We start from the raw sequence: 25990 nt of genomic DNA, 5'->3' as shown, positions 1-25990 counted from the left end.
ACGTCATGAGCCTCGCGCGCGCACTTTCCTTCAACGGCCTCGGCAATGGGGCAAAAATTGCCGCGATCAATGGCGGCCGCCACGTCAACCCGACCTTCGCCGGCGACACGCTCTACGCGTGGAGTGAAATTCTGGCGCGCTGGGAGATTCCGGGCCGAGGCGACATCGGCGCGCTACGCGTGCGCACCCTTGCCGCCAAGGACCGGCCCTGCGCCGATTTTCCGGACAAAGGCGCGGGCGGCGAATTCGATCCATCGATCGTGCTTGATTTCGACTACACGGTGCTGATACCGCGCCGGGGGTGATCTTCCGTGCTGCGCGCGTGAGTGCCTTGGGCGGGCGAGAAATGGGACGCCGCAAATAAGCGAGGCGTCGGGAGCGTAAGCGAAAACCCACGCTACGTGTCCGGGCGGGACACTCCCGACGCCTCAGGAGCCGAAGCTCCGTGGCATTTCAAAAGCGGCTCGGCTTCCGGCCTTCTCCGCACGGGCCCGTCCCCGTTAAGGGACGTTCGCTTGGCGGAGGGACCGTATCCCCCTCGCGAGGGATCGCCTGCAGCCGGCTAACTCGACGATCGGTCCGGTACCGCCCGTCGCGTCCCTCTTCCCTTGCGGGAAGATTTTCGCGCCTAAGACAACGGGTTCCCGAAGGCCCCCGCGCCCCCCGTTACGGCCCCGTCGGCCCGAAAGCCACCGACGCCGATCCGGGAACGATTCCGGCCGACCGGGAGTTGAACCTCCCGCATAGCGGCAAATGCTCCGAAGAACCCCTGCCGCCGAAGCCGGGTGGTGAAAGTTCCGAAGAACCTTCATCTCCCCGAAGCCACCCTCCTCGCTCCGCCGAGTGAAATTCCGAGGAACCCCAGCCGGCATTGCTTTGGATGGCGCACTTCGACACCCTTTACGTGCCAATCAAATCGTGGCGCGTTTTATTTTAGCGATCAATAAAAAAGTACTTAGCAATGCAATTTTTCTGTGAGTAGTTTTGACAATTTCGCACAACGACTCCACAACCCATCCACAATTTTATCCACCGCCGTTGACGACCGAAGATCGGATGCGGCTCAGTTGCATTTAATTCCAACTGCTTCCGACGCGGTTTGGAAATGTCGCGCGTTCGTTCCACGCATTGAACGAAACGGTAACGTCATGCGACGACCGCAACGGTCGGCAACGTTCGACGGATATGCGCTGTCAAATCTCTGACGAAAATCCGCAATGCTGAAATCGCGCGCAAGATCAACCGACGCAGCACTCACGTGCGCGATCCATATATACGTTCTGTTGTAAATGAGGCGGGCATCGCCAACGCAAGGTTCGCTTGCGCTCAAGTGTCCGGGCGGAACACAGCCGACGCCCCGGGCTTCTCGTGAAATGAAGGCGGCGTCGGTGGCGCAAGGTTCGCTTGCGCTCAAGTGTCCGGGCGGAACACAGCCGACGCCGCCGGGGCCTGGGCGGACCCCCGACGCCGAGAGCGACAGCGGACATTACTTCGCTGGCCGATCGAACCTCACGAAGAAGCACCATCGGCCAATGCGCCAGGATGCGAAGCCCTGCTCCGGGCAGGATCTGGGCCGGCATCTTCCAGCGCTTTGCCGTCACTTGCTCCGCTGCGAGCCGGTTCCAGCACTCGCGCACCGGAATCTCTCCCCACAAACACGCACGTTCTCCCGGGCGAGGAGAGCGCGTGCTTGCTGCTGAAGCCTCCCGGCGGCTTCACAGCCACCTTGAACTCCAGGCAGCGTCGCCGTGGCGCGGCGTCCGCTTCGGCCCGGCATAACCCTGCGTCATCCCGACTTGCCCGAAGGCTGAGGCGGAAATACGACAGTGGCCGCCGACCCGTCACCCTCAGCATCGCAAAATATCGTGCCGACAGAAAACAAAAGGAGCAATGAAGAAGTTAAATATTATGCAAAAAACTTGTGAATAAAACGCCCGGATTCACACAATTACCGCACAGTTTTTCCCCCAATTTATGCACATTGGTCAAAAAACCAAGTCGCATCAGTCTCCGCCCGGAAGATTGACTCCCTGCGGGGTGGGGCCTAGAACACCCATTGGCGCAAATCGATATCTGCATTTGCAATCTGCTTTTGCGTGTCATCGAGTTTACGACATCCCTCCACCTCGCGCATAAGGCCAAGGCATCGCGATGACTGCTCACAACAGGCCGCTTTCCCCGCACCTTCAGGTCTATCGTCCGCAATGGTCGTCCGTGCTGTCGATCGTTCATCGACTGACCGGGATAGCACTTTCGTTGGGATTGATCCTGCTCGTCTGGTGGATCGCCGCGGCGGCGAGCGGCGCGCCGCGGTTTGCGACCGTTCAGTATTTCATCGGATCGTTTCTCGGGCGGCTCGTGCTGTTTGGCTGGACATGGGCGCTTTTCTACCATCTTGCCAACGGCATTCGACATCTTGCCTGGGACGTGGGCTGGGGCTTTGCGCTCAAGGACGCGGAGCGGAGTGCCTGGCTCGTGGTCGCGGCATCGGTGGTGTTGACGTTCGTCGCGTGGTTCGCCGGCTACGCGGCGATGGGGGGGTCGTGATGTCGAGCGTTCGTACCCCGCTCGGCCGCGTTCGCGGCCTTGGTTCCGCCAAGGAGGGTGTTCAGCATTGGTGGGCGCAGCGGCTGACGGCACTGGCGCTCGTCCCGCTGTCGCTCTGGTTCATCTACGCCATGGTGAAGCTCACGGGTGCCGACCGTGACGTCGTCGCCGCGTGGTTTGCGCATCCTCTCAACGCCGTCCTGTCGATCGTCCTGATCGCAACGGCGTTCCATCACGCCCAACTTGGGCTTCAAGTCGTGATCGAGGATTACGTGCACCATGAAGGGCGCAAGCTTGCGAGCATTATCGGCGTCAAGTTCCTTGCGGTGTTGCTCGCGGCGGGGGCTATCTTCGGCGTATTGAAGCTCGCATTCGGAGTCCACGGCTGATGGCAAAAGCGTACGAAATCGTCGACCATGACTACGATGTCGTGGTGATCGGCGCTGGCGGCGCTGGGCTACGCGCTACACTCGGCATCGCCGAAAAGGGGCTCAAGACTGCCTGCGTCACCAAGGTGTTTCCGACCCGCAGCCACACGGTCGCCGCACAGGGTGGCATCAGTGCTGCCCTCGGCAACATGGGCGAGGATGACTGGCGCTGGCACATGTACGACACCGTCAAAGGGTCCGACTGGCTGGGTGACCAGGACGCCATCGAATATATGTGCCGCGAGGCGATTCCCGCGGTGATCGAGCTCGAACATTACGGCGTGCCGTTCTCCCGCACACCCGAAGGCCGGATCTATCAACGTCCCTTCGGCGGCATGACGACAAAATTCGGGGACGGCATCGCCCAGCGCACGTGTGCTGCGGCCGATCGCACGGGCCACGCTATTCTCCATACCCTTTACGGCCAAGCGCTGAAGCGCGAGGCGGAATTCTTCATCGAGTATTTCGCAACAGACCTCATCATGGACGAGGAGGGCGCTTGCCGCGGCGTCATGGCCTGGAACCTCGACGACGGCACGATCCACCGCTTCAATGCCGCCCTCGTCATTGTCGCGACCGGCGGCTACGGGCGCGTTTATTTCTCCTGCACCTCGGCGCACACCTGCACGGGCGACGGCAACGCCATGGTCCTGCGCGCGGGCCTGCCGCTCCAGGACATGGAGTTCGTCCAATTCCACCCGACAGGGATTTACGGTGCGGGCTGTCTCATCACGGAGGGTTCGCGCGGCGAAGGTGGATATCTCACCAATTCGGCCGGCGAGCGATATATGGAGCGTTACGCCCCCCACGCAAAAGATCTCGCTTCGCGCGACGTCGTGAGCCGCGCAAGTACCATCGAGATCCGCGAGGGGCGCGGGTGCGGACCGAACAAGGATTACGTCCTCCTTCATCTCGAGCATCTCGATCCCAAGGTCCTGCATGAGCGGCTCCCCGGCATTTCGGAGACCGCGAAGATCTTTGCCGGCGTCGACGTGACGAAGGAGCCGATACCCGTGTTGCCAACCTGCCATTACAACATGGGCGGGGTTCCCACGAATTACCACGGCGAGGTTCTCACCCGTGTCGACAGCGATCCCGATCGCGTCGTGCACGGCCTCATGGCGATCGGCGAGGCGGCGTGCGTCTCGGTCCACGGCGCCAATCGGTTGGGCTCGAACTCGCTTCTCGATCTCGTGGTGTTCGGGCGTTCTGCCGCTAACCGTGCCGCCGAGCTTGTGGCCGCGGGCGAGCGGCGGCGTCCGCTGCCCAAGGGTGCGGGCGACGCTTCGCTGGCGCGCATCGATCGCCTGCGTCATGCAGACGGCTCCACGCACACGGCCAAGCTGAGACTCGAGATGCAACGGGTGATGCAGAACGATTGCGCGGTATTCCGCACCGGTGAGGTGCTATCGGCCGGGGTCAAGAAAATCGAGGACTGCGTCGCCAAGCTCGCCGACCTCAAGGTCAGCGACCGCTCGATGATCTGGAACAGCGATCTCATGGAGACGATGGAACTCGACAACCTGCTCACCCAGGCGATGTGCACGATCGCCTCGGCCGCAGCACGGACCGAAAGTCGCGGGGCTCATGCGCGCGAGGACCACCCCAACCGCGACGACGTGAACTGGATGAAGCACAGCCTCGTCTGGCTCAACGATAAGAACAAGGTGCGCCTTTCGGATCGGCCCGTGCATATGCAGCCGATGACGAACGAGGTGCAGTCCTTCCCGCCGAAGGCCAGGGTCTATTGAGGCGATGCACCCGTTGGGCCGCGCGCTAGAGCTGGCGTAGGAAGTCATTACGAAGAGGAAAGGTTCGATGGTCGAATTCTCATTGCCCGCCAATTCGAAGGTCCGCGTGGGGAAAACCCATCCCGCACCTCAGAATCCGAAGCGGCCCAAGACGTTCAAGATTTATCGCTGGTCGCCCGATGACGGCGAGAATCCGCACCTTGACAGCTATACCCTCGACCTCGCGGATACCGCACCCATGGTGCTTGATGCCCTGATCAAGATTAAGAACGAGATCGACAGCACGTTGACCTTCCGCCGCTCCTGCCGAGAGGGCGTGTGCGGTTCGTGTGCCATGAACATCGACGGGACGAACACGCTTGCCTGCCTCAAGCCGATCGAGGATGTGAACGGCGACGTCAAGATCTACCCGCTTCCCCACTTGCCCGTGGTCAAGGACCTGGTGCCGGATCTGACGCAGTTCTACGCGCAGCACGCCTCGATAGAACCCTGGCTCAAGACCGGCACAGCGCCGCCGGATCGGGAGCGCATTCAAACGCCCGATGATCGCGCCAAGCTCGACGGTCTTTACGAGTGCATCCTCTGCGCATGCTGTTCGACCTCTTGTCCGAGCTATTGGTGGAACGGCGAACGCTATCTTGGACCGGCGGCACTCCTGCAATCGCATCGCTGGCTGTTGGACAGCCGCGACGAGGCGACGGGCGAACGGCTCGATCAGCTCGAAGACCCGTTCCGGCTGTACCGCTGCCACACGATCATGAATTGCGCCAAAGCCTGCCCCAAACACCTCAATCCCGCCAAGGCGATCGCCGAAATCAAGATGATGATGGTGGCCCGCCGTTGAGGGCGGCTTCGCTCCAGCGACGGATGCAAACGGAGACGCGAAACGATGTACATCCCGAAAGGCTTCGAGGTGGAGGATCTGCCGACCCTCCACGACTTCATGGAGCGCAATAGCTTCGCAGTCCTCTTCGGGACGGTCGCTGGGGCTCCCTTTGCCACGCATTTGCCACTTCTGGTCGATCGCGATCGCGGGCCGAATGGCACCATCGTGGGCCACGTCGCACGCGCCAATCCCCATGGCGGGGCATTCGATGGCAAGACGCCGGCACTCGCGATCTTTACGGGTGCGCATGCCTATGTCTCGCCCACTTGGTACAATCGTCCAAACGTCGTGCCGACTTGGCTATATACCGCCGTGCACGCCTATGGCACACCGCGCGCCACCGAGGATCAGGCCGTGGTCCACGCCCTCCTCGATCGTATGGTGAAACTCTACGAGAGTGGGTTCGAGCGGCCGTGGCAGCTTTCGGGCCAATCGCCAAGTTATCTCGAGACCATGCGGCGCGGGGTGATCGCGTTCGAAATGCCGATCGATCGCATCGAGGGCAAATACAAGCTCAACCAGATCAAGAGCGAGGCGGACAGGCGCGGGACGATCGCGGGCTTGCAGTCGACCGACGACGCCATGGCCCACGAAGTGGCGGAACTCATGCTCTCGCTTGAACCCTGAATGCTTTACGCGAGCTTGATGGTGCCTTCGATCTCGTGACTCAAGCCCACTTTCTCGATCGTGAGCACGGCTCTGACCTTGAGCGCTTCCTTGCCGCCGAGCTTCTTCGCGGCGAGCGCTTTGCGCACGGCGTCCTCGATTTCGCGCTGCGAGGTGACACCCACGATTTTGAGGAACTTGCGCACTTCCATGTTGAAGACATCTTCATCCATGCCTGCCTCCTTGATGGCTATCCGGCGCTGAACGGTACCCCAACATCGACTTCGGGGCCATGGCCGGCGGCGGGAGGTCGGAGCCGAAAAGCCGGCATCGCTCGTTTTCACGCGGAAGGGACGCATGCGGGTGGATAACGCCGCACTGCTTGCCGAGTTCGACCGGGAAGGTTATCTCGTCACGGCGGATTGACGCATCGGGGGACGGAACACATGGGCGGCACGCTTGTCATCACGGGAGGAAGCCGCGGCATCGGCGCCGCGGTCGCGCGCATGGCCGGCGAGCGCGGCTACGCCGTATGCATCAATTACCGTGTCAATGGACGGGCTGCCGCGGATGTGGTCCGCGCGATCACCGAGAGGGGTGGGCGCGCACTCGCGGTGCAGGGCGACGTCGTAAAGGAAGCGGACGTGATCCGCCTTTTCGATGAGGCCGAGGGGAAGCTCGGACCGATCACGGGTCTTGTCAATAATGCCGGCATTGTCGGCAAGGCGAGCAGGGTCGCCGACGTACCGATCGAGACCTTGCGCGAGGTTTTCGACATCAACATCCTCGGCGCCTTCCTTGCTGCCCGCGAGGCCGTGAGGCGCATGTCGACGGCGCGCGGCGGCAGGGGCGGGGCCATCGTCAACCTCTCCTCGATGGCGGCCTTCCTCGGCTCGCCGGGCGAATTCGTGCACTACGCCGCTTCGAAGGGAGCGATCGAAACGCTGACGATCGGCCTTTCCCGCGAAGTCGCTCGTGAGGGCATCCGCGTCAACGCGGTAGCACCCGGCCTGATCGACACCGAGATCCACGCCTCCTCCGGACTGCCCGATCGACTGAAGCAAATGGGGCCAATGGTGCCGATCGGACGCGGGGGCAGCGCCGAGGAGGTTGCCGAAGCGATCATGTGGCTCCTGTCCGACGCCGCCTCCTATGTCGTCGGCACGAGCGTGCGGGTGTCGGGCGGGCGTTGACGCGCAGTAAAAACTTCGAATCCTTCATAGCTGCACCTTATCGATGATCGACGGACCCAGCTCGCCAGGGCCTTTGGCCACCTATCGGGCACTGCGCCAAGCGGGAAAGCTCGATCCCGATCCGGCACAGCTTCTTGCGGCGGAGAAGCTCCAGAGCCTGGCGAAGGCACTTTCGGGCTATCGCCCGGGCGGAAACGGGTCTGGCTGGAAGGCGCGCCTCGGTCTTGCGCGGCGGCGGGAAACGCCACCCCAAGGCCTCTATCTTTTCGGCGATCCCGGGCGCGGCAAATCCATGCTCATGGACCTCTTCTTCGAACATGCCGATGTCGAGCGAAAGCGGCGCGTGCATTTTCATGCCTTCATGCTCGACGTGCATGAGCGCATGCACCGTTTTCGCCAAGCCGTCGCGGGCGAGCCGATCGGCCCGCTCGCCGCCGAACTTGCTGAGGAGTCGTGGCTACTTTGTTTCGACGAATTCCAAGTCAATGACATCGCGGACGCGATGATCCTCGGCCGCCTCTTCGAAGCGCTCCTCGAATCGGGTGTGGTCGTCGTGGCGACGTCGAACTTCGCGCCCGACGATCTTTATAAGGATGGGCTCCAGCGCGAACTCTTCCTGCCCTTCATTGCACTCCTCAAGGAAAAGCTCGACGTTCTCCATCTCGAAGGTGGCATCGACTGGCGCCGGCGGCGCATAAGGGGGATGCGCACATACCACACGCCCCTCGGCCCAGCCGCGACCGCGGCACTCGATTCGGCCTTTGCCGTGCTCGCTGACGGAGCACCCGCAAAACCGGAAGTCCTGACCTTCCATGGACGTGACCTGACGGTTCGTCGAGCCGCGAAGGGGGTTGCGCAATTCACCTTCGACGAGCTTTGCCAATCCCCGCTCGGTCCCGCCGATTTCCTGGCAATCGCCCAACACTTTCGCACCGTGATCGTCGACGGCATTCCCGTGCTGACGCCCGAAAGGCGCAACGAGGCGCAGCGCCTCGTCACTCTCATCGACGAGCTATACGAGCATCGCGTGCACCTCATTTGCGCCGCCGAGGCGGAGCCCGACCAGATTTGCCCGGCCGGCAAGGTGGCCATCCTCTTCCGCCGTACCGCCTCGCGGCTTATCGAGATGCAGAGTGCTGAATACCTCGAACAGGCCCATTTGACGTAAGCGAGAGGCTTCGCCGTTGGTGCCGATATTGGCATTTACCCCAATAGTGCGCGCCCCAAGAATTAGATCGACCGTTCCAAAACGTCACAAATCGGACGCTTTCCGGCCCTCTTGTGTCGTCCGGTGCCCCTTGCCCTTCGGTTAAAATCGGGCTACTCAAACATATCTCGATGCTGGCTGTGACCGGTTCCGGGCTGCTCCGGAACGATGGTGCGGCGCGCAAGCGGCATATCAAGACTTCACCTAGATCTAGGGGTTTTTCCGATGGCACGCAGCAAGATCGCCCTCGTCGGTGCCGGCCAGATCGGCGGCACGCTGGCGCTTCTCGCCGGATTGAAGGAGCTCGGCGATGTTGTTCTCGTCGATATCCCCCAGGTCGACGGCCTGCCGCAGGGCAAGTCGCTCGACATCGCCCAGGCCTCGCCGGTCGAGGGTTTCGATGCGAGTTACGGCGGCTCGACGGACTACGGTGCTGTCGCGGGTGCAGACGTTATCATCGTTACCGCCGGTGTTCCGCGCAAGCCCGGCATGAGCCGCGACGACCTGATCGGCATCAACGCGGGCGTCATGCAGACGGTCGGCAATGCCATCAAAAAGCATGCGCCCAAGGCGTTTGTGATCGTCATCACCAACCCGCTCGATGCGATGGTCTGGGTGATGCGCGAGGTGACCGGATTACCCGCAAGCCGCGTGGTCGGCATGGCGGGCGTTCTCGATTCCGCGCGCTTTCGCTACTTTCTCGCACAGGAACTAAAGGTTTCGGTCGACGATGTGACCGCCTTCGTCCTCGGCGGCCATGGCGACACGATGGTTCCGCTCGTGCGCTATTCGACGGTCGGCGGCATTCCGCTGCCCGACCTCGTCAAGATGGGCTGGCTTTCGCAGGCGCGGCTCGACCAGATCGTCCAGCGCACCCGCGACGGCGGGGCCGAGATCGTCGGGCTCTTGAAGACGGGCTCGGCTTTTTATGCGCCGGCCGCAAGCGCCATCTCGATGGCGGAGTCCTACTTGAAGGACAAGAAGCGCCTGCTTCCATGCGCCGCCATGCTCAACGGCGAATATGGGGTCAAGGGGCTCTATGTCGGGGTACCCGTCGTCATCGGCGAGGGCGGAGTTGAGCGAATCGTCGAGATCGAGCTTGCGGCGGCCGAGCGGACGATGTTCGACAAGTCGGTCGCCGCGGTGAAAAGCCTCGTCGAGGCGGCGAAGGGCATCATGGCAAAAGCGGCAGCCTCGTAAAGGAAATTCCGCCGCGATCGACCGATCTGCGGCATCGAACGGGATCGCCACGCGCAAGCGCGAATTCGCTCCGTGATTGAGGGACGCCAGGGATGAATATCCACGAATATCAGGCCAAGGCGCTGCTCGCGAAATACGGTGTCGCCGTGCCGAAAGGTGGTGTTGCCTATACGGCCGCAGAGGCCGAACAGGTTGCAAAGAGCCTCGCCGAGGGCCGGCAGAATCCGGTCTGGGTCGTCAAAGCGCAGATTCATGCGGGCGGGCGCGGGAAGGGCGGGGGTGTGAAGGTCGTAAAGTCGATCGACGACGTGCGCGATGTCGCCAAGAAAATGATCGGCATGACGCTCGTCACGCACCAGACGGGACCTGCGGGCAAGGAAGTGAAGCGCGTCTATGTCGAGGAGGGTTGCGATATCAAACGCGAGCTTTACCTCGGCATGCTGATCGACCGGGCGACCTCCCGCGTGACGCTCATGGCGTCGACCGAAGGGGGAATGGAAATCGAGGAGGTCGCCGCCAAGACGCCCGAGAAGATTCTCAAGGTTGCGATCGACCCGGCGGCGGGCCTGCAAGCCTTCTACGCGCGCAAGATCGCGTTCGGCCTAGGTCTCGAGGGCAAGCAGGTAGCGTCCGCAGTCAAATTCCTGACCGCGATGTACAGTGCCTTCATGGGCCTCGACGCGAGCCTTGTCGAGATCAACCCGCTCGTCGTCACGGGTGCGGGCGACGTGGTCGCGTTGGACGCCAAGATGAATTTCGACGACAACGCCCTCTTCCGCCATCGTGAGGTCGCCGACCTCCGGGACGAGGACGAGGAGGACCCCACCGAGCGCGAGGCCGCACGGCACGATCTCAACTACGTGAAGCTCGACGGCAACATCGGCTGCATGGTGAACGGTGCCGGGCTCGCGATGGCGACGATGGACATCATCAAGCTTTATGGCGGCGAGCCCGCGAATTTCCTCGATGTCGGCGGTGGGGCCACGAAGGAGCGGGTGACGACCGCCTTCAAGCTCATCCTTTCGGATCCGAACGTCGAAGGCATTCTCGTCAATATCTTCGGCGGCATCATGCGCTGCGACGTGATCGCGGAAGGTGTCGTGGCCGCGGCCCGCGAAGTCAGCCTCCATGTTCCGCTGGTCGTCCGTCTGGAAGGTACGAATGTCGAGCTCGGCAAGAAAATCCTGACCCAATCCGGCCTTCCCATCATTTCGGGCGACAACCTCGCCGATGCGGCGGAAAAGGTGGTCAAGGCCGTGAAGGAGGCGGCATAGCCATGGCCGTCCTCGTCAACAAGGATACCAAGGTGATCTGCCAGGGCTTCACGGGGGCTCAGGGCACTTTTCATTCGGAACAAGCGATCGCCTACGGCACGCAAATGGTCGGCGGCATCACGCCCGGCAAGGGTGGGACGAAGCATCTGGATCTGCCGGTGTTCGACACGGTGGCGGAGGCCGTCGCGGCCACGGGCGCCAACGCAACGGTAATCTATGTGCCGCCACCCTTCGCCGCCGACGCGATCCTGGAGGCGATCGACGCGAGGGTCCCACTCATCGTGTGCATCACCGAGGGCATTCCGGTGCTCGACATGGTGCGGGTCAAGCGCGTGCTTGCCGGTTCCGCCTCTCGGCTGATCGGGCCGAACTGCCCCGGCGTGATCACGCCCGATGAATGCAAGATCGGCATCATGCCCGGCCACATTCACAAACGCGGCAAGATCGGCATCGTATCGCGCTCGGGTACCCTTACCTACGAAGCGGTCGCCCAGACGACGGCAGCCGGGCTGGGGCAGACCACGTGCATCGGCATCGGCGGCGATCCCGTGAACGGCACCAATTTCGTCGATTGCATGGAGCTTTTCCTCGCCGACCCCGAGACGGAGGCGGTCGTCATGATCGGCGAAATCGGCGGCTCGGCGGAGGAGGATGCGGCGGAATTCTTGAAGCGCAGCAAGGCGAAGAAGCCAGTCGTCGGCTTTATCGCCGGCGTTACCGCGCCACCGGGGCGGCGAATGGGCCACGCGGGCGCCATCATATCCGGCGGGAAGGGCAAGGCCGGGGACAAGATGGAGGCGATGCGCAGTGCGGGGATCACCGTCGCCGAATCGCCCGCCGCTCTCGGGAGCACGATGCGAAAGGTCTTGAAGCGTTGACGATATGAAATGCAGCGCCACCGCCGAGAGGGAGCGCCATCGGCGAAACCGCCGGGCTCATTCTCGAAGGTGCGGCGCACCGGTCGAAGGATCGATATTGCGGGCCTTTGGCGCCGCGTTACCTCCGCAGGACAAATAGGGACAACCGTCATACCATGAGCAACCGCCTCGAAGAGGACCGCAAGTCCTTCCTATTCGGCCCGAACGCCGATTTCATCGCCGAGCTTTACGGCCGATACCTTGAAAATCCCACGAGCGTCGATCCGAGCTGGGCCGAATTCTTCAGCGGCCTGCACGACGACGCCGGTAGCATCAAGGGCGAATTGCGCGGCGCGAGTTGGGCGCCGCGGACCCTCGGCGTTCGAGAGGCGCAGGCCGTCGACGGCGGACACGCTGCGACGGACGATATGCCGACCGACGGCAATGGCCAACTCGGAACGCGGGCGGCGAGTGCCGAGGAGATCCGCCGCGCCCAGCTCGACGCACTCCGCGCCATCATGCTCATCCGTGCTTATCGGGTGCGCGGTCACCTGATTGCGAAGCTCGATCCGCTCGGGCTCGAGAAACGCGAATATCACCCGGAACTCGATTACAAGAGCTACGGCTTCACCGACGACGACCTCGACCGGCCAATCTTCATCAACTACGTCCTCGGCCTCGAGAGTGCCACCGTGCGCGAAATATTGCAGCGCGTCCGCTCGACCTACTCCGGAACCGTGGGTGTCGAGTACATGCATATCCAGGACCCCGACCAGAAGCTCTGGATCCAGGAACGCATCGAGGGCCACAATCGCACGGAATTCACGAGCAAGGGCAAGCAGGCGATTCTCGAACGGCTGATCGCCGCCGAGGTGTTCGAACGCTTTCTCGACAAGAAATATACCGGGACCAAGCGCTTCGGCCTCGAGGGTGCGGAATCGCTTATCCCGGCACTCGAGCAGATCATCAAGGTCGGCGGCAAGCTCGGGGTCGAGGAGATCGTCATCGGCATGCCCCATCGCGGCCGTCTCAACGTGCTCGCCAACATGATGGCGAAGCCGTTTTCCGCGATCTTCGCGGAATTCGAGGGCAATTCCGCAACACCCGAGGACGTGCAGGGCTCGGGCGACGTGAAATATCATCTCGGCACGTCGGCCGACCGGGAATTCGACGGCATTACGGTCCATCTCTCCCTGACGTCGAACCCCTCGCATCTCGAGGCGGTCGATCCCGTCGTACTCGGCAAGACGCGCGCGAAGCAACGTCAGCGCGGCGATGCGGACGGCTCCAAGGTTTTGAGCCTCCTCATGCATGGCGACGCCGCCTTCATCGGCCAAGGCATGGTGGCCGAGACATTCGGACTCTCGGAGCTGCACGACTACCGCGTCGGCGGGACGATCCATTTCGTCGTGAACAACCAGATCGGCTTCACGACCAACCCGGCAAGCTCGCGCTCCAGTCCCTATTGCTCCGACATGGGCAAGATCGTGCAAGCGCCGATCTTCCACGTGAACGGCGACGATCCCGAAGCGGTGGTCCATGTCGCGCGCATCGCCATCGAATTCCGTCAGCGCTTCAAGCGCGACGTGGTGATCGACATGTTCTGCTACCGCCGCCACGGCCATAACGAGATGGACGAGCCGGCGTTCACCCAGCCGCTCATGTACCGCAAGATCGCGAACCAGCCGACGACGCGGCAGATCTATGCGGACAGCCTCGCAAAGGAAGGCGAGGTCACGGCCGAGGAGTCCGAAAAGCTCGTTGCCGAGTTCACCGCCAAGCTCGAGCGTGACTTCGAGGCGGCGAAGAGTTACCGGATCAACAAGGCAGATTGGCTTGAAGGGGCTTGGAGCGGGCTCGACGTTGCCCGCGGGGAAGCACGCAGGGGCGAGACCGCCGTCGATATCGGCGTGTTGCACGAGATTGGCTTAAAGATTTCGAGCTACCCGCAGGGCTTCAATATCCATCCCAAGATCGCGCGCATTCTCGGCCAGAAGCGCAAAATGATCGAATCCGGCGAGGGCATCGACTGGGCGACCGGCGAGGCGCTCGCGTTCGGCTCGCTTCTCGTCGAGGGTTCGCCCGTGCGCCTCTCGGGCCAGGATTCGGGCCGCGGCACCTTCTCCCAGCGTCATGCGATCTTCGTCGATCAGGAAACCGAGGCGAAATTCGTGCCGCTCGGCAATCTCGCCGCCGACCAGGCGCCCTTCGAAGTGGTCGACAGTCCCCTCGCCGAGGCGTCGGTGCTCGGCTTCGAATACGGTTATTCGCTCGCCGACCCGCGCTCGCTCGTGTTGTGGGAAGCCCAGTTCGGCGATTTCGCAAACGGCGCGCAGACGATCGTCGACCAATTCATCAGCTCGGGCGAAAGCAAGTGGCTACGCATGTCGGGTGTGGTGATGCTTCTGCCGCACGGCTATGAAGGGCAGGGTCCCGAACACAGCTCAGCCTGGCTTGAGCGCTATCTGCAGCTCTGCGCCGAGGACAACATGCAGGTGGTCAACTGCTCGACACCGTCGCAGTATTTCCATGCGTTGCGGCGCCAGGTGCGACGGAATTTCCGCAAGCCGCTCATCGTGATGACGCCGAAGTCGCTGCTTCGCCACCGGCTCGCCGTCTCCAAGATCGCCGACATGGGCCCGGGGACGAGCTTCCACCGCGTCTACTACGAGGAGCCGCCGCGCGTGCCGGACAACCAAGTCGCGCGCGTGGTCCTCTGTACCGGCAAGGTCTTTTACGACCTCTTCGAGGAATTCGAGAAGCGCAAGCTCAAAGAGGTTTACATCCTGCGCCTCGAGCAGCTCTACCCCTTCCCGGTCAAGTCGCTATCGGTCGAACTGTCGCGCTTCAAACAAGCCGAGTTCGTCTGGTGCCAGGAGGAGAGCCGGAACATGGGGGCGTGGACGTTCGTCAAGCCGCGAATGGAAGATCTCCTGGTTTCGATCGGCGTGCCGCGCCCGCATCTCGGTTATGCCGGCCGCGCCGAGTCCGCCTCGCCGGCCACGGGCCACCATGCCCGTCACATGCAGGAGCAGAAGAAACTGGTCAACGAAGCGCTGACGATCTGACCGCACTTCGGAGCAAGAAAGAGGTCGACAATGCCGACGAATATCGTGGTGCCAGCGCTCGGCGAATCGGTGACCGAGGCGACCGTCTCGAAGTGGCTCAAGAAAGTGGGCGATTCCGTGGCGGCCGACGATCCGCTCGTCGAGCTTGAGACCGACAAGGTAACGCTCGAGGTCCCCTCCCCCATGGCGGGAATGCTCGCCGAGATCAAAGCCGCCGATGGCAGCACCGTGGCCGTCGGCGCCATCCTCGGCGTCGTCGGCGAAAGCGGGACGGCGATAAAGGCGTCGCCCCCCAAAGCGGCCCCGGCAGTGCCGAAGCCCGCCGCTGCGGCCGCACCACCGCCTGCCCCCGCAACGCCACCTGCAACAGCGGCCGCCCCGGCCGCACTCGACCAATTAGCGCCCGCCGTGCGCAAACTCGTCGACGAGAATGGCCTCGATCCCGCGAAGATTCCCACCTCTGGAAAGGACGGCCGGCTCACCAAGGGCGATGTGATCGCCTATCTCGAAGCACGGCAAAAGCCCCCGGCACCTGCGCCAGCCACATCGGCGCCAGTCGCACCGACGCCATCCGCACCGGCGCCGGCCGCACCGGTGAAAGCGGCACCTGCCCCGATCGCTCCCGCACCTGCTGCCGCACCCGCGGCCCCACCGCCCGCAGCGGCGATGCGACCGGCGGCCCAAGCCCCGCGCGAGGAGCGCGTGCGCATGACTCGCCTGCGCCGGACGATCGCCGTCCGCCTCAAGGAGGCGCAGAACACCGCCGCGATGCTCACGACCTTCAACGAGGCCGACATGGGTCCGGTGATGGCGGTGCGCAATCGCTACAAGGATACATTCGAAAAGAAGCACGGCGTTCGCCTGGGCTTCATGTCGTTCTTCGCCAAGGCGTGCGTGGTCGCGCTTCGAGAAGTTCCCTCGGTCAACGCGCAGATCGACGGCGACGATCTTGTCTATAAGAACCACTATGATTTCGGCATTGCGATCGGCAGCGGCCAGGGTCTCGTGGTTCCCGTCGTGCGCGACGTCGATTCGAAATCCTTCGCGCAAATCGAAAAGGATATCGCGGAACTCGGCAGGCGCGCGCGCGACGGCAAACTCACGATGGAGGACCTGACGGGCGGCACCTTCACGATCACCAACGGCGGGATCTACGGCTCGCTCAACTCGACCCCGATCCTCAATCCGCCCCAGTCGGCGATCCTGGGCATGCACAAGATCCAGGACCGGCCGGTGGCGGTCGCGGGCAAGGTCGAGATCAGGCCGATGATGTATCTCGCCGTGTCCTACGATCATCGTGTCGTCGATGGGCGCGAGGCGGTGACGTTCCTCGTGCGCGTCAAGGAATGCATCGAGGACCCGGAACGCATCCTCCTCGATATGTAACCGAGGTCATCGATCTTATCGGGTTACTATTATGGCTGACTCGTATGACGTCATAGTGATAGGCGGCGGCCCGGGCGGGTATGTGGCTGCAATCCGTGCCGCACAACTCGGCATGAGGGTCGCCTGCGTCGATAAGCGAACGGCACTGGGCGGCACGTGCCTGAACATCGGATGCATTCCGTCGAAAGCCCTCCTTCAAGCGACGGAGCATTTCCACGAGGCCAAGAACGGGCTCGGCGTCTTCGGCGTCAAGGTGGGCGGGGTGGAGCTCGATCTTCCCGTCATGATGAAGCACAAGGACAAGGTCGTCGCCGACAATACGCGCGGTGTCGAGTTCCTGTTCAAGAAGAACAAGATCGCCTGGGTGAGGGGTACTGGCCGCATTCCGCGCGCGGGTGCGGTCGAGGTTGCCCTTGCCGATGGAGGCAGCGCCGCACTCAATGCAAAGAACATCGTGATCGCGACCGGCTCCGACTCCATGCCCTTGCGCGGGGTGGATGTCGACGAGAAGCAGATCGTCTCCTCCACGGGTGCGCTCCTGCTCGACAAGGTTCCGGCACACCTCATCGTCGTGGGTGGTGGGTATATCGGCCTCGAAATGGGCTCGGTCTGGCGTCGGCTCGGTGCGGAGGTCACGGTCGTCGAATTCCTCGACCGCATCGTGCCGGGCATGGATGCGGAAGTGGGCAAGCAGTTCCAACGCATTCTCGAGCGCCAAGGGCTCAAGTTCCGCCTCTCGACCAAGGTGACGGGAGCGACGAAATCGGCGACGGGCGTCAAGCTGACGCTCGAGCCCGCCGCGGGTGGGTCGGCCGAACCGCTCGACGGCGACATCGCGCTCGTCTCGATCGGTCGGCGGCCTTATACCGACGGCCTCGGCCTCGACCGGTGCGGTGTAGCCCTCGACAATCGCGGCATGATCACGGTCGACGATCGTTTCGAAACCAACGTTAAAGGCATCTACGCGATCGGCGACGTGATCCGCGGTGCGATGCTCGCGCACAAGGCCGAGGACGAGGGTGTTGCGGTTGCAGAGATTCTCGCGGGGCAGAAGGGCCACGTGAACTACGACGCGATTCCCGGCATCGTCTACACGGCCCCCGAACTCGCGGCCGTCGGCAAGACCGAGGAGCAGCTCAAGGCGGCAGGCATCGCCTACAAGGTCGGAAAGTTTCCCTTCACCGCCAATGCGCGCGCGCGTGCGGCCGCGACGACTGAGGGATTCGTCAAAATCCTGGCGGATGGCGCGACGGACCGGGTGCTCGGTTGCCATATCGTCGGTGCGGATGCGGGAACGCTGATCCACGAAGTGGTCATGGCAATGGAATTCGACGGCTCAAGCGAAGATATCGCGCGCACTTGCCACGGCCATCCCACGTTGAACGAAGCGGTCAAGGAAGCCGCCCTCGCCGTCGCCGGCCGCGCAATACATATCTGAAATTCGTACCATTATCTGCTTAACGACCAGAAAGCGCGACGCTATTATGCGGGCGCCAATGCAACTTTTGCGATAGTCTCTCGATTAGAGAAACAAAATGGAAAACGCCGAAGTGATGACTCGAGCCGCGCCGGGTGCGGGTCAAATCTCCGTCTATGACGACTACGAAACTAGGAATACCGTCCACTCGCAGGTCAAGCTGGAGAGAATTGTAAAAGTCATCCTGCTCATCATTTGGGGTTCGTTAGGGATCGCCGTATTCCGCGAGAGCCACGACATCTTGAATCCATTGCTTGGACTCATCGTGGCGTTCTTTCTCATATATAAGTTTGGCGGCGCCATGATCAGTGCCTTCGTATTCAGCCCTATGCGCGCGATTAGATTCGGATCTTGTTTCGACCGGATGCGCAATATAGCCAATCGATCCATGTCTTTGGTGAAATGGCAATCGTGGGAAACGCCGCTTCCTGCGTTAATCGCGATTGACCCCGCGCAGCGCATCTTGTTCGTCGAGGGGCCCGATACGGGATATCGCAGCCTTATGCTCCGCCCACACCAAATCCTCGATGCCAAAATCGAGCGAGAGCAAACCGTCGAGACAAAGACAAAGCACGGCGCGAGCCTCGGTTATTTTTTCGGCTCTTCTTCGTTTGGTCTTGGCCTCATTGGCGGTAGCCGCTCGAAATCGATATCGAAAGTAATTGAAACAGCGTTTCTCGAAATTTCTTATTTGGCCGACGCGTCATCGGTGCCCGCTCGCCTCGTTTTTCCGTTCGGCGATCAGCGCCGGGAGGCAGACGACTGGGTGATTGCGATCCGGCAGATGTGCAGTGCCGGACGCAATTCAGTCGCGGCAATTGCGCCGCCATGAGGACGTTTGCATCGTTACCTCATCCTTCGAGACGCCGCGAAGACGCGGCTCCTCAGGATGAGGAGACACAAGCCATACCCTCATCCTTTGAGACGCCGCGAAGACGCGGCTCCTCAGGATGAGGAGACACAAACCATATCCTCATCCTGAGGAGCACTCGAAGAGTGCGTCTCGAAGGATGAGGGAAACTTCGGGCGGCTAACGGATTCTTGCGCGGTCGGAGGCAATGTCGTACCATCCTACAACTTGCATTAGATTTTCCACCGGCAACGACAAACCCTGACTTGTCCACCTCTCGGATAAATTGCAGGCCAACGTATGACCGCGGAGCTTCTTGAGGTCACGCGTCAGGCTCTCATCAAGGGCATTCGGCGCGACGAGATATTGGCTGCCTTGCGAAAGGCCGGCTGGGATGACGCGAACGCTCGGGCAGCACTCGGTGCCTTCGCCGAATCGGACTTTCCGATTCCGGTGCCGAAACCAAAGCCTTACCTTTCGGCGCGGGAGACGTTCCTCTATCTCGTGATGTTCGTGGCCCTTTACGTGACCGCCTACCATCTCGGTGCGCTGATCTTCGAATTCATCGATCGCGCGTTTCCGGACCCGCTTTCGCATGCGGTTGGGTCAACCAATTCGCTTCGCCTGGATATTGCGACGCTGATCGTCACGTTTCCGCTTTTCCTCTTCAGCTTCCGCGTCGCCAATAGATCGATCTCGAAGAACCCGACCAAGCGAGCGTCCCGGCCGAGGAAATGGCTGACCTATTTGACCCTGTTTATCGCGGTCACATCGCTCGCCACCGACGTGATCGTGCTTGTCTATGACGCCCTCGGCGGCGAACTCACTCTTCGATTCGTCCTCAAAGTCCTCACCGTGGCGGTCATTGCTGGCGGTGCCTTCGGATATTTCCTATGGGACATTCGCAAGGGCGAGGAGGAAGAGTGACGATGAGGGCGCCGTCGATTTTTTCGAGTGCTGCAACGGTCGTCGTAGTGGCGGCCGTTATCGCCGGGTTCTTCGCGATTGGCACGCCGGGCGAACAGCGGCTTGGCCGCCTCGATCAGCAAAGAGTTGTAAACCTTACGTTAATTTTGGCCGCGATTCAAAGCTACCAAAATCGCAACAAGGCTTTACCCGAGAGCCTGGTCATGGTGCAGCGGTCGGGATGGCAATCCTTGATCCTCAAGGACCCGGTATCTGGTGAGCCGTACGAATATAAAGTGAGGGACGAAGTTTCATACGACCTCTGTGCCAATTTCGGCACTGAGTCCAACGATGCCGACGCAAACATGAATGGGCCGAGCTACGTTCCCCCGGCCTCGCCGTTCTGGCATCACAGCCGCGGGCGGCAGTGTTTCACGTTTCACGCCGGCGCAAAGTGAGCGCGTAGCATCGCTCACCCCCGTGCCCGGGGATGCGCCTTTTCGTAGATGGCGAGAAGCTGTTCGGCCTCGACCTCGGTGTAGCGCTGCGTTGTCGAGAGGGACGCATGGCCGAGGAGTTCCTGGATCGTGCGCAAATCCCCACCCGCCGCCAAGAGGTGTGTTGCGAAGCTATGACGGAGCGCGTGTGGGGTCGCCGTATCCGGCAGGCCGAGCCACGCGCGCAGGCGGCGCATTTGCTTCTGCACGATTGCGGGATCGAGCGGACCGCCCCGTGCACCGAGAAAGAGTGCCCCCATCGGGCCTGGATCGTGGGGGCACGCCGCGAGGTAATCCGCGATCGCGTCGCGCACGACCGGCAGCACGGGCACCACGCGCTCCTTCCGTCCCTTCCCAAGCACGCGCATGGCCTCGCTTTTGGGCGCTTCGTGCCGTTTGAGCGCCAGCGCTTCGCCGATGCGCAGGCCGCAGCCGTAAAGGAGGGTGAGGATCGCAACGTCGCGGCGCGCAATCCAGGATTCGCGAGTGAGGACGGCAACCTTGTCGATCGCCTCACCGGCATCCTCGACAGTCAAGGCCTTGGGAACGCTTTTCGGCAGTTTCGGCGTTCGCACCGCACCCACGGCTGCCGAATGGGCGAGATCGTTACGCTCGCAAAAGCGGAAGAACCCCCGCACGACGGAAAGGGCGCGCGCCGTCGAAGTTCGCGCAAGTCCGTCCATCGTCCGATGCGCGAGCCATGCGCGCAGATCGGCCGGGCGGAGTCGTTCCAGTGAGGCAAGGTTCGGGCGGCCGCCGAAATGCTCGACCAGAAAGGCAACGAACGCCGCCATGTCGCGCCCGTAAGCCTCGACCGTGTGGAGCGAGGCACGCCGCTCGTTCGCAAGCCAGCTTTGCCACTGCATGATCGCAGCGCGCAGGTCCGCCGCCGCATTGAAGGCTTCGGCCGCTAAAGGGGCAGGTCCAGCCATGTCCTGATGCTGAGCTCGATCGAGCGGGCGAGAAAGCTCAAAAGCTCCGTTCCCTGTCCGGGATGGAAGCGGCCATCCTTGCGCGAGGCGAGTGCGAGGAGGCCCGCCGGTGCTGAGGGGCCGATCTTGAGGCGCAGGAGTGCATCCGAGCGCACGAGTGTCGCACCCGCGCCGAAGAGGGCGGCGTCACCCCGCACCTTTGGGCGCAGAAGCATGTCCCGAGCCGGGCCGAGGAGACGATCGACGGCGCCGGCATCGATCACGCGCACCCCCGCCGTTTGCTTATGCGTCGGTGCCGCACCGGTCGTCTCGATGCAAAGGCTCGCGAGATCGAGGCCGAGGAAGACCGGAAGGTCGATCGTCACGGCCTGGATGAGATGCTCGAAGCTCTGAGCGCTCATGAGTGCGAGTACCGCGCGGTGAACGCGCGTCTGGCTCTTCAGATTGAGCCGGGCCAGTCCCACCATCTGCTCGCGTTCGTCCTCGAGCTCGCGGCTGCGCGCCTTGAGCCGCTCGACCATGAAGCGCTGCAGGTCGACGACGTGATCGCCGCTCGACCGCTCCGGGCTGAGAAGGGGTGCAAGCACCTCCGCGTACTTGCCGAGAAAATCGGGATGCGCGCGCAGGAAATCGAGAACCTGGGCCGCGTTCAGGCTCTCGGCGGGTGCGGCATTGGAATGTTCATTAGGCTTTTGCAACGGCGCGCGGTCCCTGTTCCGGTCCGAGGATCGACTGCCCTGTCTTCGCCCAGTCCGCGAGGAATTGAGCGAGGCCCTTTTCGGTCAAGGGGTGGACGAATAGCTGGCGCAGCACCGTGGGCGGTAAAGTCGCCACATGCGCCCCCATGCGGGCCGCGTCGACGACATGAACCGGATTCCGCACCGAGGCGACCAGCACTTCGGTCCTGAAGGCGGGATATTGGCGGTAGATCGAGACGATGTCGCGAATGAGCTCCATGCCGGGCTGAGCGATGTCGTCAAGCCGGCCGACGAAGGGCGAAACGAACGCCGCCCCCGCCTTTGCGGCGAGGATTGCTTGTGCGGCCGAGAAACACAGGGTGACGTTCACCATGGTGCCCTCGTCGGAGAGTGCCTTGCAGGTCTTGAGCCCGTCGATGGTGAGCGGCACCTTGACCGCGATGTTCTTGGCGAGCCGCGCAAGTCGCTTGCCCTCGGCAAGCATGGTCGCATGGTCGGTCGCCGTCACCTCGGCGCTCACGGGCCCAGGGACGATGGCGCATATATCCTGCACGACATCGAAGAATTTGCGGCCGGTTTTGGCGATGAGCGAGGGATTCGTCGTCACACCGTCGAGCAGCCCCGTCGAGGCCAAGTCGCGAATTTCGTTCAAGTCCGCCGTGTCGACGAAGAACTTCATGCTGGCAAATCCTTCCGTTTCGTCGGGGCCGCACTTTACCGTCTGTACGGCTTGGCCTGCGGCCGCACCCTCACTAGTGTATAGACAATGGCCATGGAAAACACCATCCGGGCGGCGGTAATGGGCGCCGAGCGCCGCCTTGCAGTCCTCCTGCCGCTACCCCTTTCGGGCGCCTACGATTACGCGATCCCCGACGGCATCGAGCCGGCATCCGGCGATTTCCTGCGCGTTCCGCTCGGTAGCCGCGAGGTGATCGGTGTCGCGTGGGGCGAAGCCACGGGGGAGGTCGGTTCCCACAGGCTCAAGCCCATTCTCGGGCGACTCGACGCACCCCTCATGCCCGAGGTCATGCGCCGATTCGTCGAATGGGTCGCCCACTATACCCTCTCCCCTCCGGGGGCCGTCCTGCGCATGGCGATGAGCGTTTCCGCCGCACTCGAGTCGCCAAAGGCGCAAATCGCCTATCGTCGGGCGGCGGGCGAACCGGAGGCCCTGGGCTTGCGCCTGACGCCCGGTCGCGCGCGCGTCCTCGCCATACTCGCCGATGGACCGCCGCGACATCCGCTCGAACTCGCTCGCGAAGCCGGCGTGAGCCCAGCCGTCGTGAAGAGCCTCGCTCAGTCGGGCGTCATCGAGCAAGTCGAGTTGCCGGCACGCACCCCCTTCGACGTTCCCGATATATCGCGCGCGGGCGTTGCGCACACACCGGACCAGCTTATCGCCGTCGATGCCCTTCGCGCTCGCGTCGAGGCAGGTGGCTACAGCGTGACACTCCTCGATGGCGTCGCCGGCTCCGGCAAGACAGAGGTCTATTTCGAAGCGATCGCGGCCACGCTTGCGGCAGGCCGTCAGGCGCTCGTGCTGGTGCCCGAGATCGCATTGACCTCCCAATGGCTCGCGCGCTTTCGCAACCGCTTCGGCGTCGAGCCGGCCCAGTGGCATTCCGACCTTTCCGCATCCCAACGCCGTATCACTTGGCGCGCGATCGCGGAGGGGCGCGTGCAGGTACTGGTCGGCGCGCGCTCGGCACTCTTCCTGCCATTCCCAAGGCTCGGTCTTATCGTCGTCGACGAGGAGCACGATCATTCCTTCAAGCAGGAGGACGGCGTTATTTATCACGCGCGCGACATGGCGGTGGTGCGTGCTCGGCTCGGCGACCATCCGATCGTTCTTGCGTCCGCGACGCCATCGCTTGAGACCATCGAAAACGTGCGGCAGGGGCGCTATTCGATCGTGAAACTTCCCGACCGGCACGGTGGTGCGGTGTTGCCGGAGATCAAGCTCATCGACATGCGGCTCGACCCGCCGCCCCGCCAGTCGTGGCTTTCGCCAACCCTGCGCGCCGCCCTCGCCGAGACCCTCGAGGCGAAGGAGCAGGCGATGCTGTTCCTCAACCGTCGAGGCTATGCGCCCCTGACCCTGTGCCGGAGCTGCGGTCATCGCATGCAGTGCCCACAATGCACGGCATGGCTCGTCGAACATCGCCTCGCCGGCAAGCTTCAATGCCATCATTGCGGGTTTTCGACAATCCTACCGGCGGCGTGTCCGGCGTGCCACGCGCCGGCGAACTTCGCCGCCTGCGGGCCGGGCGTCGAGCGGCTCGCCGAAGAGTTCAGGAGCCTTCATCCCGACGCGCGCGTTGCGATCGTCGCGAGCGACACGCTCGGCGGACCCGAGGCGATCGCGGAACTCGTGCGCCAGGTCGCGGAGCATGAGATCGACGTCCTGATCGGAACCCAGATTGTCGCCAAAGGACATCATTTTCCCATGCTCACGCTCGTGGGCGTGGTCGATGCGGACTTGGGGCTCGACGGCGGAGAGTTGCGCGCGGCGGAACGCACCTATCAGCTTCTTGCCCAGGTCGCCGGCCGTGCTGGGCGCGCAATGTTGCCGGGGCGGGTCTTTCTTCAGACCTATCGGGCCGAGCATCCCGTCATGCAAGCGCTCATCGGGAGCGATCGGGAGGGCTTTCTCGCGGCCGAAGCAGAAGCGCGGCAGCGTGGCGGATGGCCGCCCTTCGGCCGTCTCGCGGCTCTCATCGTGTCCGGCCCCTATGAGGACACGGTCGATCGGACCGCCCGGGCACTCGCTCGCAAGGCGCCGCATGGGGAGGGGATCGAGGTGCTTGGCCCGGCTCCAGCGCCGCTTGCACTTCTGCGCGGCCGGTTTCGCCGCCGCCTCCTCCTCAAAACCAGGCGCGGTGCGAATATCCAGGCCTACCTGCGGCGCTGGCTCGATTCGGTCGAGGTGCCGTCGAGTGTGCGTGTTCAAGTCGACATCGATCCCTACAGCTTCCTTTAGCGCGCCGATTGATCTTTAATTTCCCGTTCCAACCAGGACCGACTCCCGAAGGGGGAGTGCGATCGAGTGAGGCAGGTTATGAACGTCCAAGTCGCCAGTAACAGTTTCGATTCGGAAATCGTGGAAATCCGGCATCGCATTCACGAGCACCCCGAGCTTGGGTTCGAGGAGATCTTGACGAGCGATCTTGTGGCAGAACGCCTCGCAGCCTGGGGTTATGACGTGCATCGCGGTCTCGGCAAGACCGGTGTCGTCGGCACCCTCAAGCTCGGGGCGGGCACGAAACGGATCGGCATCCGCGCCGACATGGATGCGCTTCCAATTCAGGAGACGACCGGCCTTGCCTACGCAAGCAAGCACGACGGCAAGATGCATGCCTGCGGGCACGATGGGCACACCGCGATGCTGTTGGGGGCGGCCAAGCATATTGCCATGACGCGAAACTTCGACGGCACCGTGCATCTTATCTTCCAGCCGGCCGAGGAGGGCCGAGGGGGTGCGCGCAAGATGCTGGACGACGGCCTCTTCCGGCTTTTCCCATGCGACGCGATCTTTGCGATGCACAACATGCCCGGCTATCCCGAGGGCAAGCTCGTCTTTCGCGCCGGGCCGTTCATGGCGTCGGCCGACCGCGCCGAAATCACCATCGAGGGCGTTGCCGGGCATGGCGCCTTCCCGGAGAAGGCGGTCGACCCGGTTGTCGTCGCTGCGAGCATCGTCATGGCGCTTCAAACGATCGTCGCGCGCAACGTCGATCCCCAGGAAGCCGCCGTCGTGACCGTTGGCGCCATCAAGGCGGGTGAAGCGCCAAACGTGATTCCCGCGACCGCAACAATGCGGCTCAGCATTCGCGCCCTCGATGCGCAAGTGCGCAAGCAGCTTCGCCGGCGCATTACCGCACTCGCCGCTGCGCAAGCGGAAAGCTACGGCGCCAAAGCCAGAGTGGATTACCACGAGGGATTTCCCGTCCTGGTCAATACCGAAAAGGAGACGGCCTTCGCCTGCGGCGTCGCCAGAGAGCTGGTGGGTGCGGAGAACGTCGTCACCGACGCGCGTCCCGTCATGGGAAGCGAGGATTTCGCCATGATGCTCGAGGAACGGCCGGGCTGTTATCTCCTGATCGGCAACGGGGCGGGCGAGCTCGGTTGCATGATTCACAATCCGGGCTACGACTTCAACGACCGTTGCATTCCGACGGGGATGCGATACTGGACGCTCCTCGTGGAGCGATTCCTGCCAAAGCCCTG

General features: G+C 62.8%; 23 protein-coding genes. 19 read left to right on the top strand and 4 right to left on the bottom strand.

Going from position 1 to position 25990, the window contains the following annotated elements; all coding sequences use genetic code 11:
* From VEJ16_08165 to VEJ16_08140, 6 genes are all read left to right on the top strand, one after another.
* The coding region (locus tag VEJ16_08165; GenBank protein ID HYB09631.1) for a hypothetical protein at nt 1-305 on the top strand (305 nt) is incomplete at its 5' end.
* 1846 nt (nt 306-2151) lie between these two features.
* On the top strand, nt 2152-2547 hold the full coding sequence (gene sdhC, locus VEJ16_08160; GenBank protein HYB09630.1) for a succinate dehydrogenase, cytochrome b556 subunit: 396 nt from the start codon (nt 2152-2154) through the stop codon (nt 2545-2547).
* The gene (sdhD, locus tag VEJ16_08155) at nt 2547-2936 is read left to right on the top strand and encodes a succinate dehydrogenase, hydrophobic membrane anchor protein (GenBank protein HYB09629.1); all 390 of its coding nucleotides are present in this window, start codon (nt 2547-2549) and stop codon (nt 2934-2936) included. The genes sdhC and sdhD overlap by 1 nt, the downstream gene beginning before the upstream one ends.
* Entirely contained in the window at nt 2936-4726 is a 1791-nt protein-coding gene (gene sdhA / locus VEJ16_08150) for a succinate dehydrogenase flavoprotein subunit (protein ID HYB09628.1), read from the top strand. The genes sdhD and sdhA overlap by 1 nt, the downstream gene beginning before the upstream one ends.
* Nucleotides 4727-4793: 67 nt before the next feature.
* Complete coding sequence (locus VEJ16_08145; protein ID HYB09627.1) at nt 4794-5570, top strand: succinate dehydrogenase iron-sulfur subunit; 777 nt, start codon at nt 4794-4796, stop codon at nt 5568-5570.
* A gap of 45 nt (nt 5571-5615) precedes the next feature.
* Nucleotides 5616-6239 (top strand): FMN-binding negative transcriptional regulator, encoded by a 624-nt coding sequence (locus VEJ16_08140; GenBank protein ID HYB09626.1) that lies wholly within the window; start codon nt 5616-5618, stop codon nt 6237-6239.
* Between the two features lie 5 nt (nt 6240-6244).
* Here the strand turns inward: VEJ16_08140 and VEJ16_08135 are convergent, their stop codons facing one another.
* Nucleotides 6245-6451 (bottom strand): DUF6494 family protein, encoded by a 207-nt coding sequence (locus VEJ16_08135; protein ID HYB09625.1) that lies wholly within the window; start codon nt 6449-6451, stop codon nt 6245-6247.
* 213 nt (nt 6452-6664) lie between these two features.
* On the opposite strand from VEJ16_08135, the gene VEJ16_08130 reads away from it, so the two are divergent.
* The 11 genes from VEJ16_08130 (at nt 6665) to VEJ16_08080 (ending at nt 20094) form a co-directional block, all read left to right on the top strand.
* The gene (locus VEJ16_08130; GenBank protein ID HYB09624.1) at nt 6665-7411 is read left to right on the top strand and encodes an SDR family oxidoreductase; all 747 of its coding nucleotides are present in this window, start codon (nt 6665-6667) and stop codon (nt 7409-7411) included.
* Between the two features lie 43 nt (nt 7412-7454).
* Nucleotides 7455-8579, top strand: coding sequence for a cell division protein ZapE (zapE, locus tag VEJ16_08125; protein HYB09623.1), 1125 nt, complete (start codon nt 7455-7457; stop codon nt 8577-8579).
* 264 nt (nt 8580-8843) lie between these two features.
* The gene (gene mdh / locus VEJ16_08120; GenBank protein ID HYB09622.1) at nt 8844-9818 is read left to right on the top strand and encodes a malate dehydrogenase; all 975 of its coding nucleotides are present in this window, start codon (nt 8844-8846) and stop codon (nt 9816-9818) included.
* Nucleotides 9819-9910: 92 nt separating this feature from the next.
* Nucleotides 9911-11092, top strand: a complete 1182-nt coding sequence (gene sucC, locus VEJ16_08115) for an ADP-forming succinate--CoA ligase subunit beta (protein HYB09621.1) — start codon at nt 9911-9913, stop codon at nt 11090-11092.
* A 2-nt stretch (nt 11093-11094) separates the two neighbouring features.
* Nucleotides 11095-11970, top strand: coding sequence for a succinate--CoA ligase subunit alpha (gene sucD / locus VEJ16_08110; GenBank protein ID HYB09620.1), 876 nt, complete (start codon nt 11095-11097; stop codon nt 11968-11970).
* 155 nt (nt 11971-12125) lie between these two features.
* Nucleotides 12126-15017, top strand: a complete 2892-nt coding sequence (locus tag VEJ16_08105; GenBank protein ID HYB09619.1) for a 2-oxoglutarate dehydrogenase E1 component — start codon at nt 12126-12128, stop codon at nt 15015-15017.
* A 30-nt stretch (nt 15018-15047) separates the two neighbouring features.
* A complete protein-coding gene (odhB, locus tag VEJ16_08100) occupies nt 15048-16403 on the top strand; it encodes a 2-oxoglutarate dehydrogenase complex dihydrolipoyllysine-residue succinyltransferase (protein HYB09618.1) in 1356 nt (451 codons plus the stop codon).
* Nucleotides 16404-16434: 31 nt separating this feature from the next.
* Nucleotides 16435-17841 (top strand): dihydrolipoyl dehydrogenase, encoded by a 1407-nt coding sequence (gene lpdA, locus VEJ16_08095; GenBank protein ID HYB09617.1) that lies wholly within the window; start codon nt 16435-16437, stop codon nt 17839-17841.
* Between the two features lie 97 nt (nt 17842-17938).
* Nucleotides 17939-18712, top strand: a complete 774-nt coding sequence (locus VEJ16_08090; GenBank protein ID HYB09616.1) for a hypothetical protein — start codon at nt 17939-17941, stop codon at nt 18710-18712.
* A 318-nt stretch (nt 18713-19030) separates the two neighbouring features.
* Entirely contained in the window at nt 19031-19657 is a 627-nt protein-coding gene (locus tag VEJ16_08085; GenBank protein ID HYB09615.1) for a DUF5671 domain-containing protein, read from the top strand.
* Nucleotides 19654-20094, top strand: a complete 441-nt coding sequence (locus tag VEJ16_08080) for a hypothetical protein (protein ID HYB09614.1) — start codon at nt 19654-19656, stop codon at nt 20092-20094. Before VEJ16_08085 ends, VEJ16_08080 begins: the two co-directional genes overlap by 4 nt.
* Before the next feature lie 14 nt (nt 20095-20108).
* Here the strand turns inward: VEJ16_08080 and VEJ16_08075 are convergent, their stop codons facing one another.
* Genes VEJ16_08075 through fsa form a run of 3 tightly spaced genes read right to left on the bottom strand, consistent with a single transcriptional unit; the run spans nt 20109 to nt 22442 of the window.
* Nucleotides 20109-21065 carry a tyrosine recombinase XerC gene (locus VEJ16_08075; protein ID HYB09613.1) on the bottom strand — a complete coding sequence of 319 codons (957 nt, stop codon included), beginning with the start codon at nt 21063-21065 and terminating at the stop codon, nt 20109-20111.
* Nucleotides 21044-21763, bottom strand: coding sequence for a DUF484 family protein (locus tag VEJ16_08070; GenBank protein ID HYB09612.1), 720 nt, complete (start codon nt 21761-21763; stop codon nt 21044-21046). The genes VEJ16_08075 and VEJ16_08070 overlap by 22 nt, the downstream gene beginning before the upstream one ends.
* Entirely contained in the window at nt 21750-22442 is a 693-nt protein-coding gene (gene fsa / locus VEJ16_08065; protein ID HYB09611.1) for a fructose-6-phosphate aldolase, read from the bottom strand. Before fsa ends, VEJ16_08070 begins: the two co-directional genes overlap by 14 nt.
* Nucleotides 22443-22535: 93 nt before the next feature.
* Between fsa and VEJ16_08060 the strand changes: the two genes are divergently transcribed.
* The gene (locus VEJ16_08060) at nt 22536-24743 is read left to right on the top strand and encodes a primosomal protein N' (GenBank protein ID HYB09610.1); all 2208 of its coding nucleotides are present in this window, start codon (nt 22536-22538) and stop codon (nt 24741-24743) included.
* A gap of 78 nt (nt 24744-24821) precedes the next feature.
* A partial coding sequence (locus VEJ16_08055) for a M20 aminoacylase family protein (protein HYB09609.1) occupies nt 24822-25990 on the top strand: 1169 nt, incomplete at its 3' end.

It is taken from the genome of Alphaproteobacteria bacterium (assembly GCA_035625915.1).
GTDB lineage: Bacteria > Pseudomonadota > Alphaproteobacteria > JACZXZ01 > JACZXZ01 > DATDHA01.
This window is presented reverse-complemented; position numbering and strand designations above follow the sequence as displayed.

Excerpts from the sequence above, each read along its gene's own strand:
- odhB (HYB09618.1), top strand. The coding sequence starts at position 15,048 with ATGCCGACGAATATCGTGGTGCCAGCGCTCGGCGAATCGGTGACCGAG.
- VEJ16_08085 (HYB09615.1), top strand. The coding sequence starts at position 19,031 with ATGACCGCGGAGCTTCTTGAGGTCACGCGTCAGGCTCTCATCAAGGGC.
- VEJ16_08130 (HYB09624.1), top strand. The coding sequence starts at position 6,665 with ATGGGCGGCACGCTTGTCATCACGGGAGGAAGCCGCGGCATCGGCGCC.
- mdh (HYB09622.1), top strand. The coding sequence starts at position 8,844 with ATGGCACGCAGCAAGATCGCCCTCGTCGGTGCCGGCCAGATCGGCGGC.
- lpdA (HYB09617.1), top strand. The coding sequence starts at position 16,435 with ATGGCTGACTCGTATGACGTCATAGTGATAGGCGGCGGCCCGGGCGGG.
- zapE (HYB09623.1), top strand. The coding sequence starts at position 7,455 with ATGATCGACGGACCCAGCTCGCCAGGGCCTTTGGCCACCTATCGGGCA.
- VEJ16_08090 (HYB09616.1), top strand. The coding sequence starts at position 17,939 with ATGGAAAACGCCGAAGTGATGACTCGAGCCGCGCCGGGTGCGGGTCAA.
- sucD (HYB09620.1), top strand. The coding sequence starts at position 11,095 with ATGGCCGTCCTCGTCAACAAGGATACCAAGGTGATCTGCCAGGGCTTC.
- fsa (HYB09611.1), bottom strand. The coding sequence starts at position 22,442 with ATGAAGTTCTTCGTCGACACGGCGGACTTGAACGAAATTCGCGACTTG.
- VEJ16_08145 (HYB09627.1), top strand. The coding sequence starts at position 4,794 with ATGGTCGAATTCTCATTGCCCGCCAATTCGAAGGTCCGCGTGGGGAAA.
- VEJ16_08075 (HYB09613.1), bottom strand. The coding sequence starts at position 21,065 with ATGGCTGGACCTGCCCCTTTAGCGGCCGAAGCCTTCAATGCGGCGGCG.
- sucC (HYB09621.1), top strand. The coding sequence starts at position 9,911 with ATGAATATCCACGAATATCAGGCCAAGGCGCTGCTCGCGAAATACGGT.
- sdhA (HYB09628.1), top strand. The coding sequence starts at position 2,936 with ATGGCAAAAGCGTACGAAATCGTCGACCATGACTACGATGTCGTGGTG.
- VEJ16_08140 (HYB09626.1), top strand. The coding sequence starts at position 5,616 with ATGTACATCCCGAAAGGCTTCGAGGTGGAGGATCTGCCGACCCTCCAC.
- sdhC (HYB09630.1), top strand. The coding sequence starts at position 2,152 with ATGACTGCTCACAACAGGCCGCTTTCCCCGCACCTTCAGGTCTATCGT.
- VEJ16_08060 (HYB09610.1), top strand. The coding sequence starts at position 22,536 with ATGGAAAACACCATCCGGGCGGCGGTAATGGGCGCCGAGCGCCGCCTT.
- sdhD (HYB09629.1), top strand. The coding sequence starts at position 2,547 with ATGTCGAGCGTTCGTACCCCGCTCGGCCGCGTTCGCGGCCTTGGTTCC.
- VEJ16_08105 (HYB09619.1), top strand. The coding sequence starts at position 12,126 with ATGAGCAACCGCCTCGAAGAGGACCGCAAGTCCTTCCTATTCGGCCCG.
- VEJ16_08135 (HYB09625.1), bottom strand. The coding sequence starts at position 6,451 with ATGGATGAAGATGTCTTCAACATGGAAGTGCGCAAGTTCCTCAAAATC.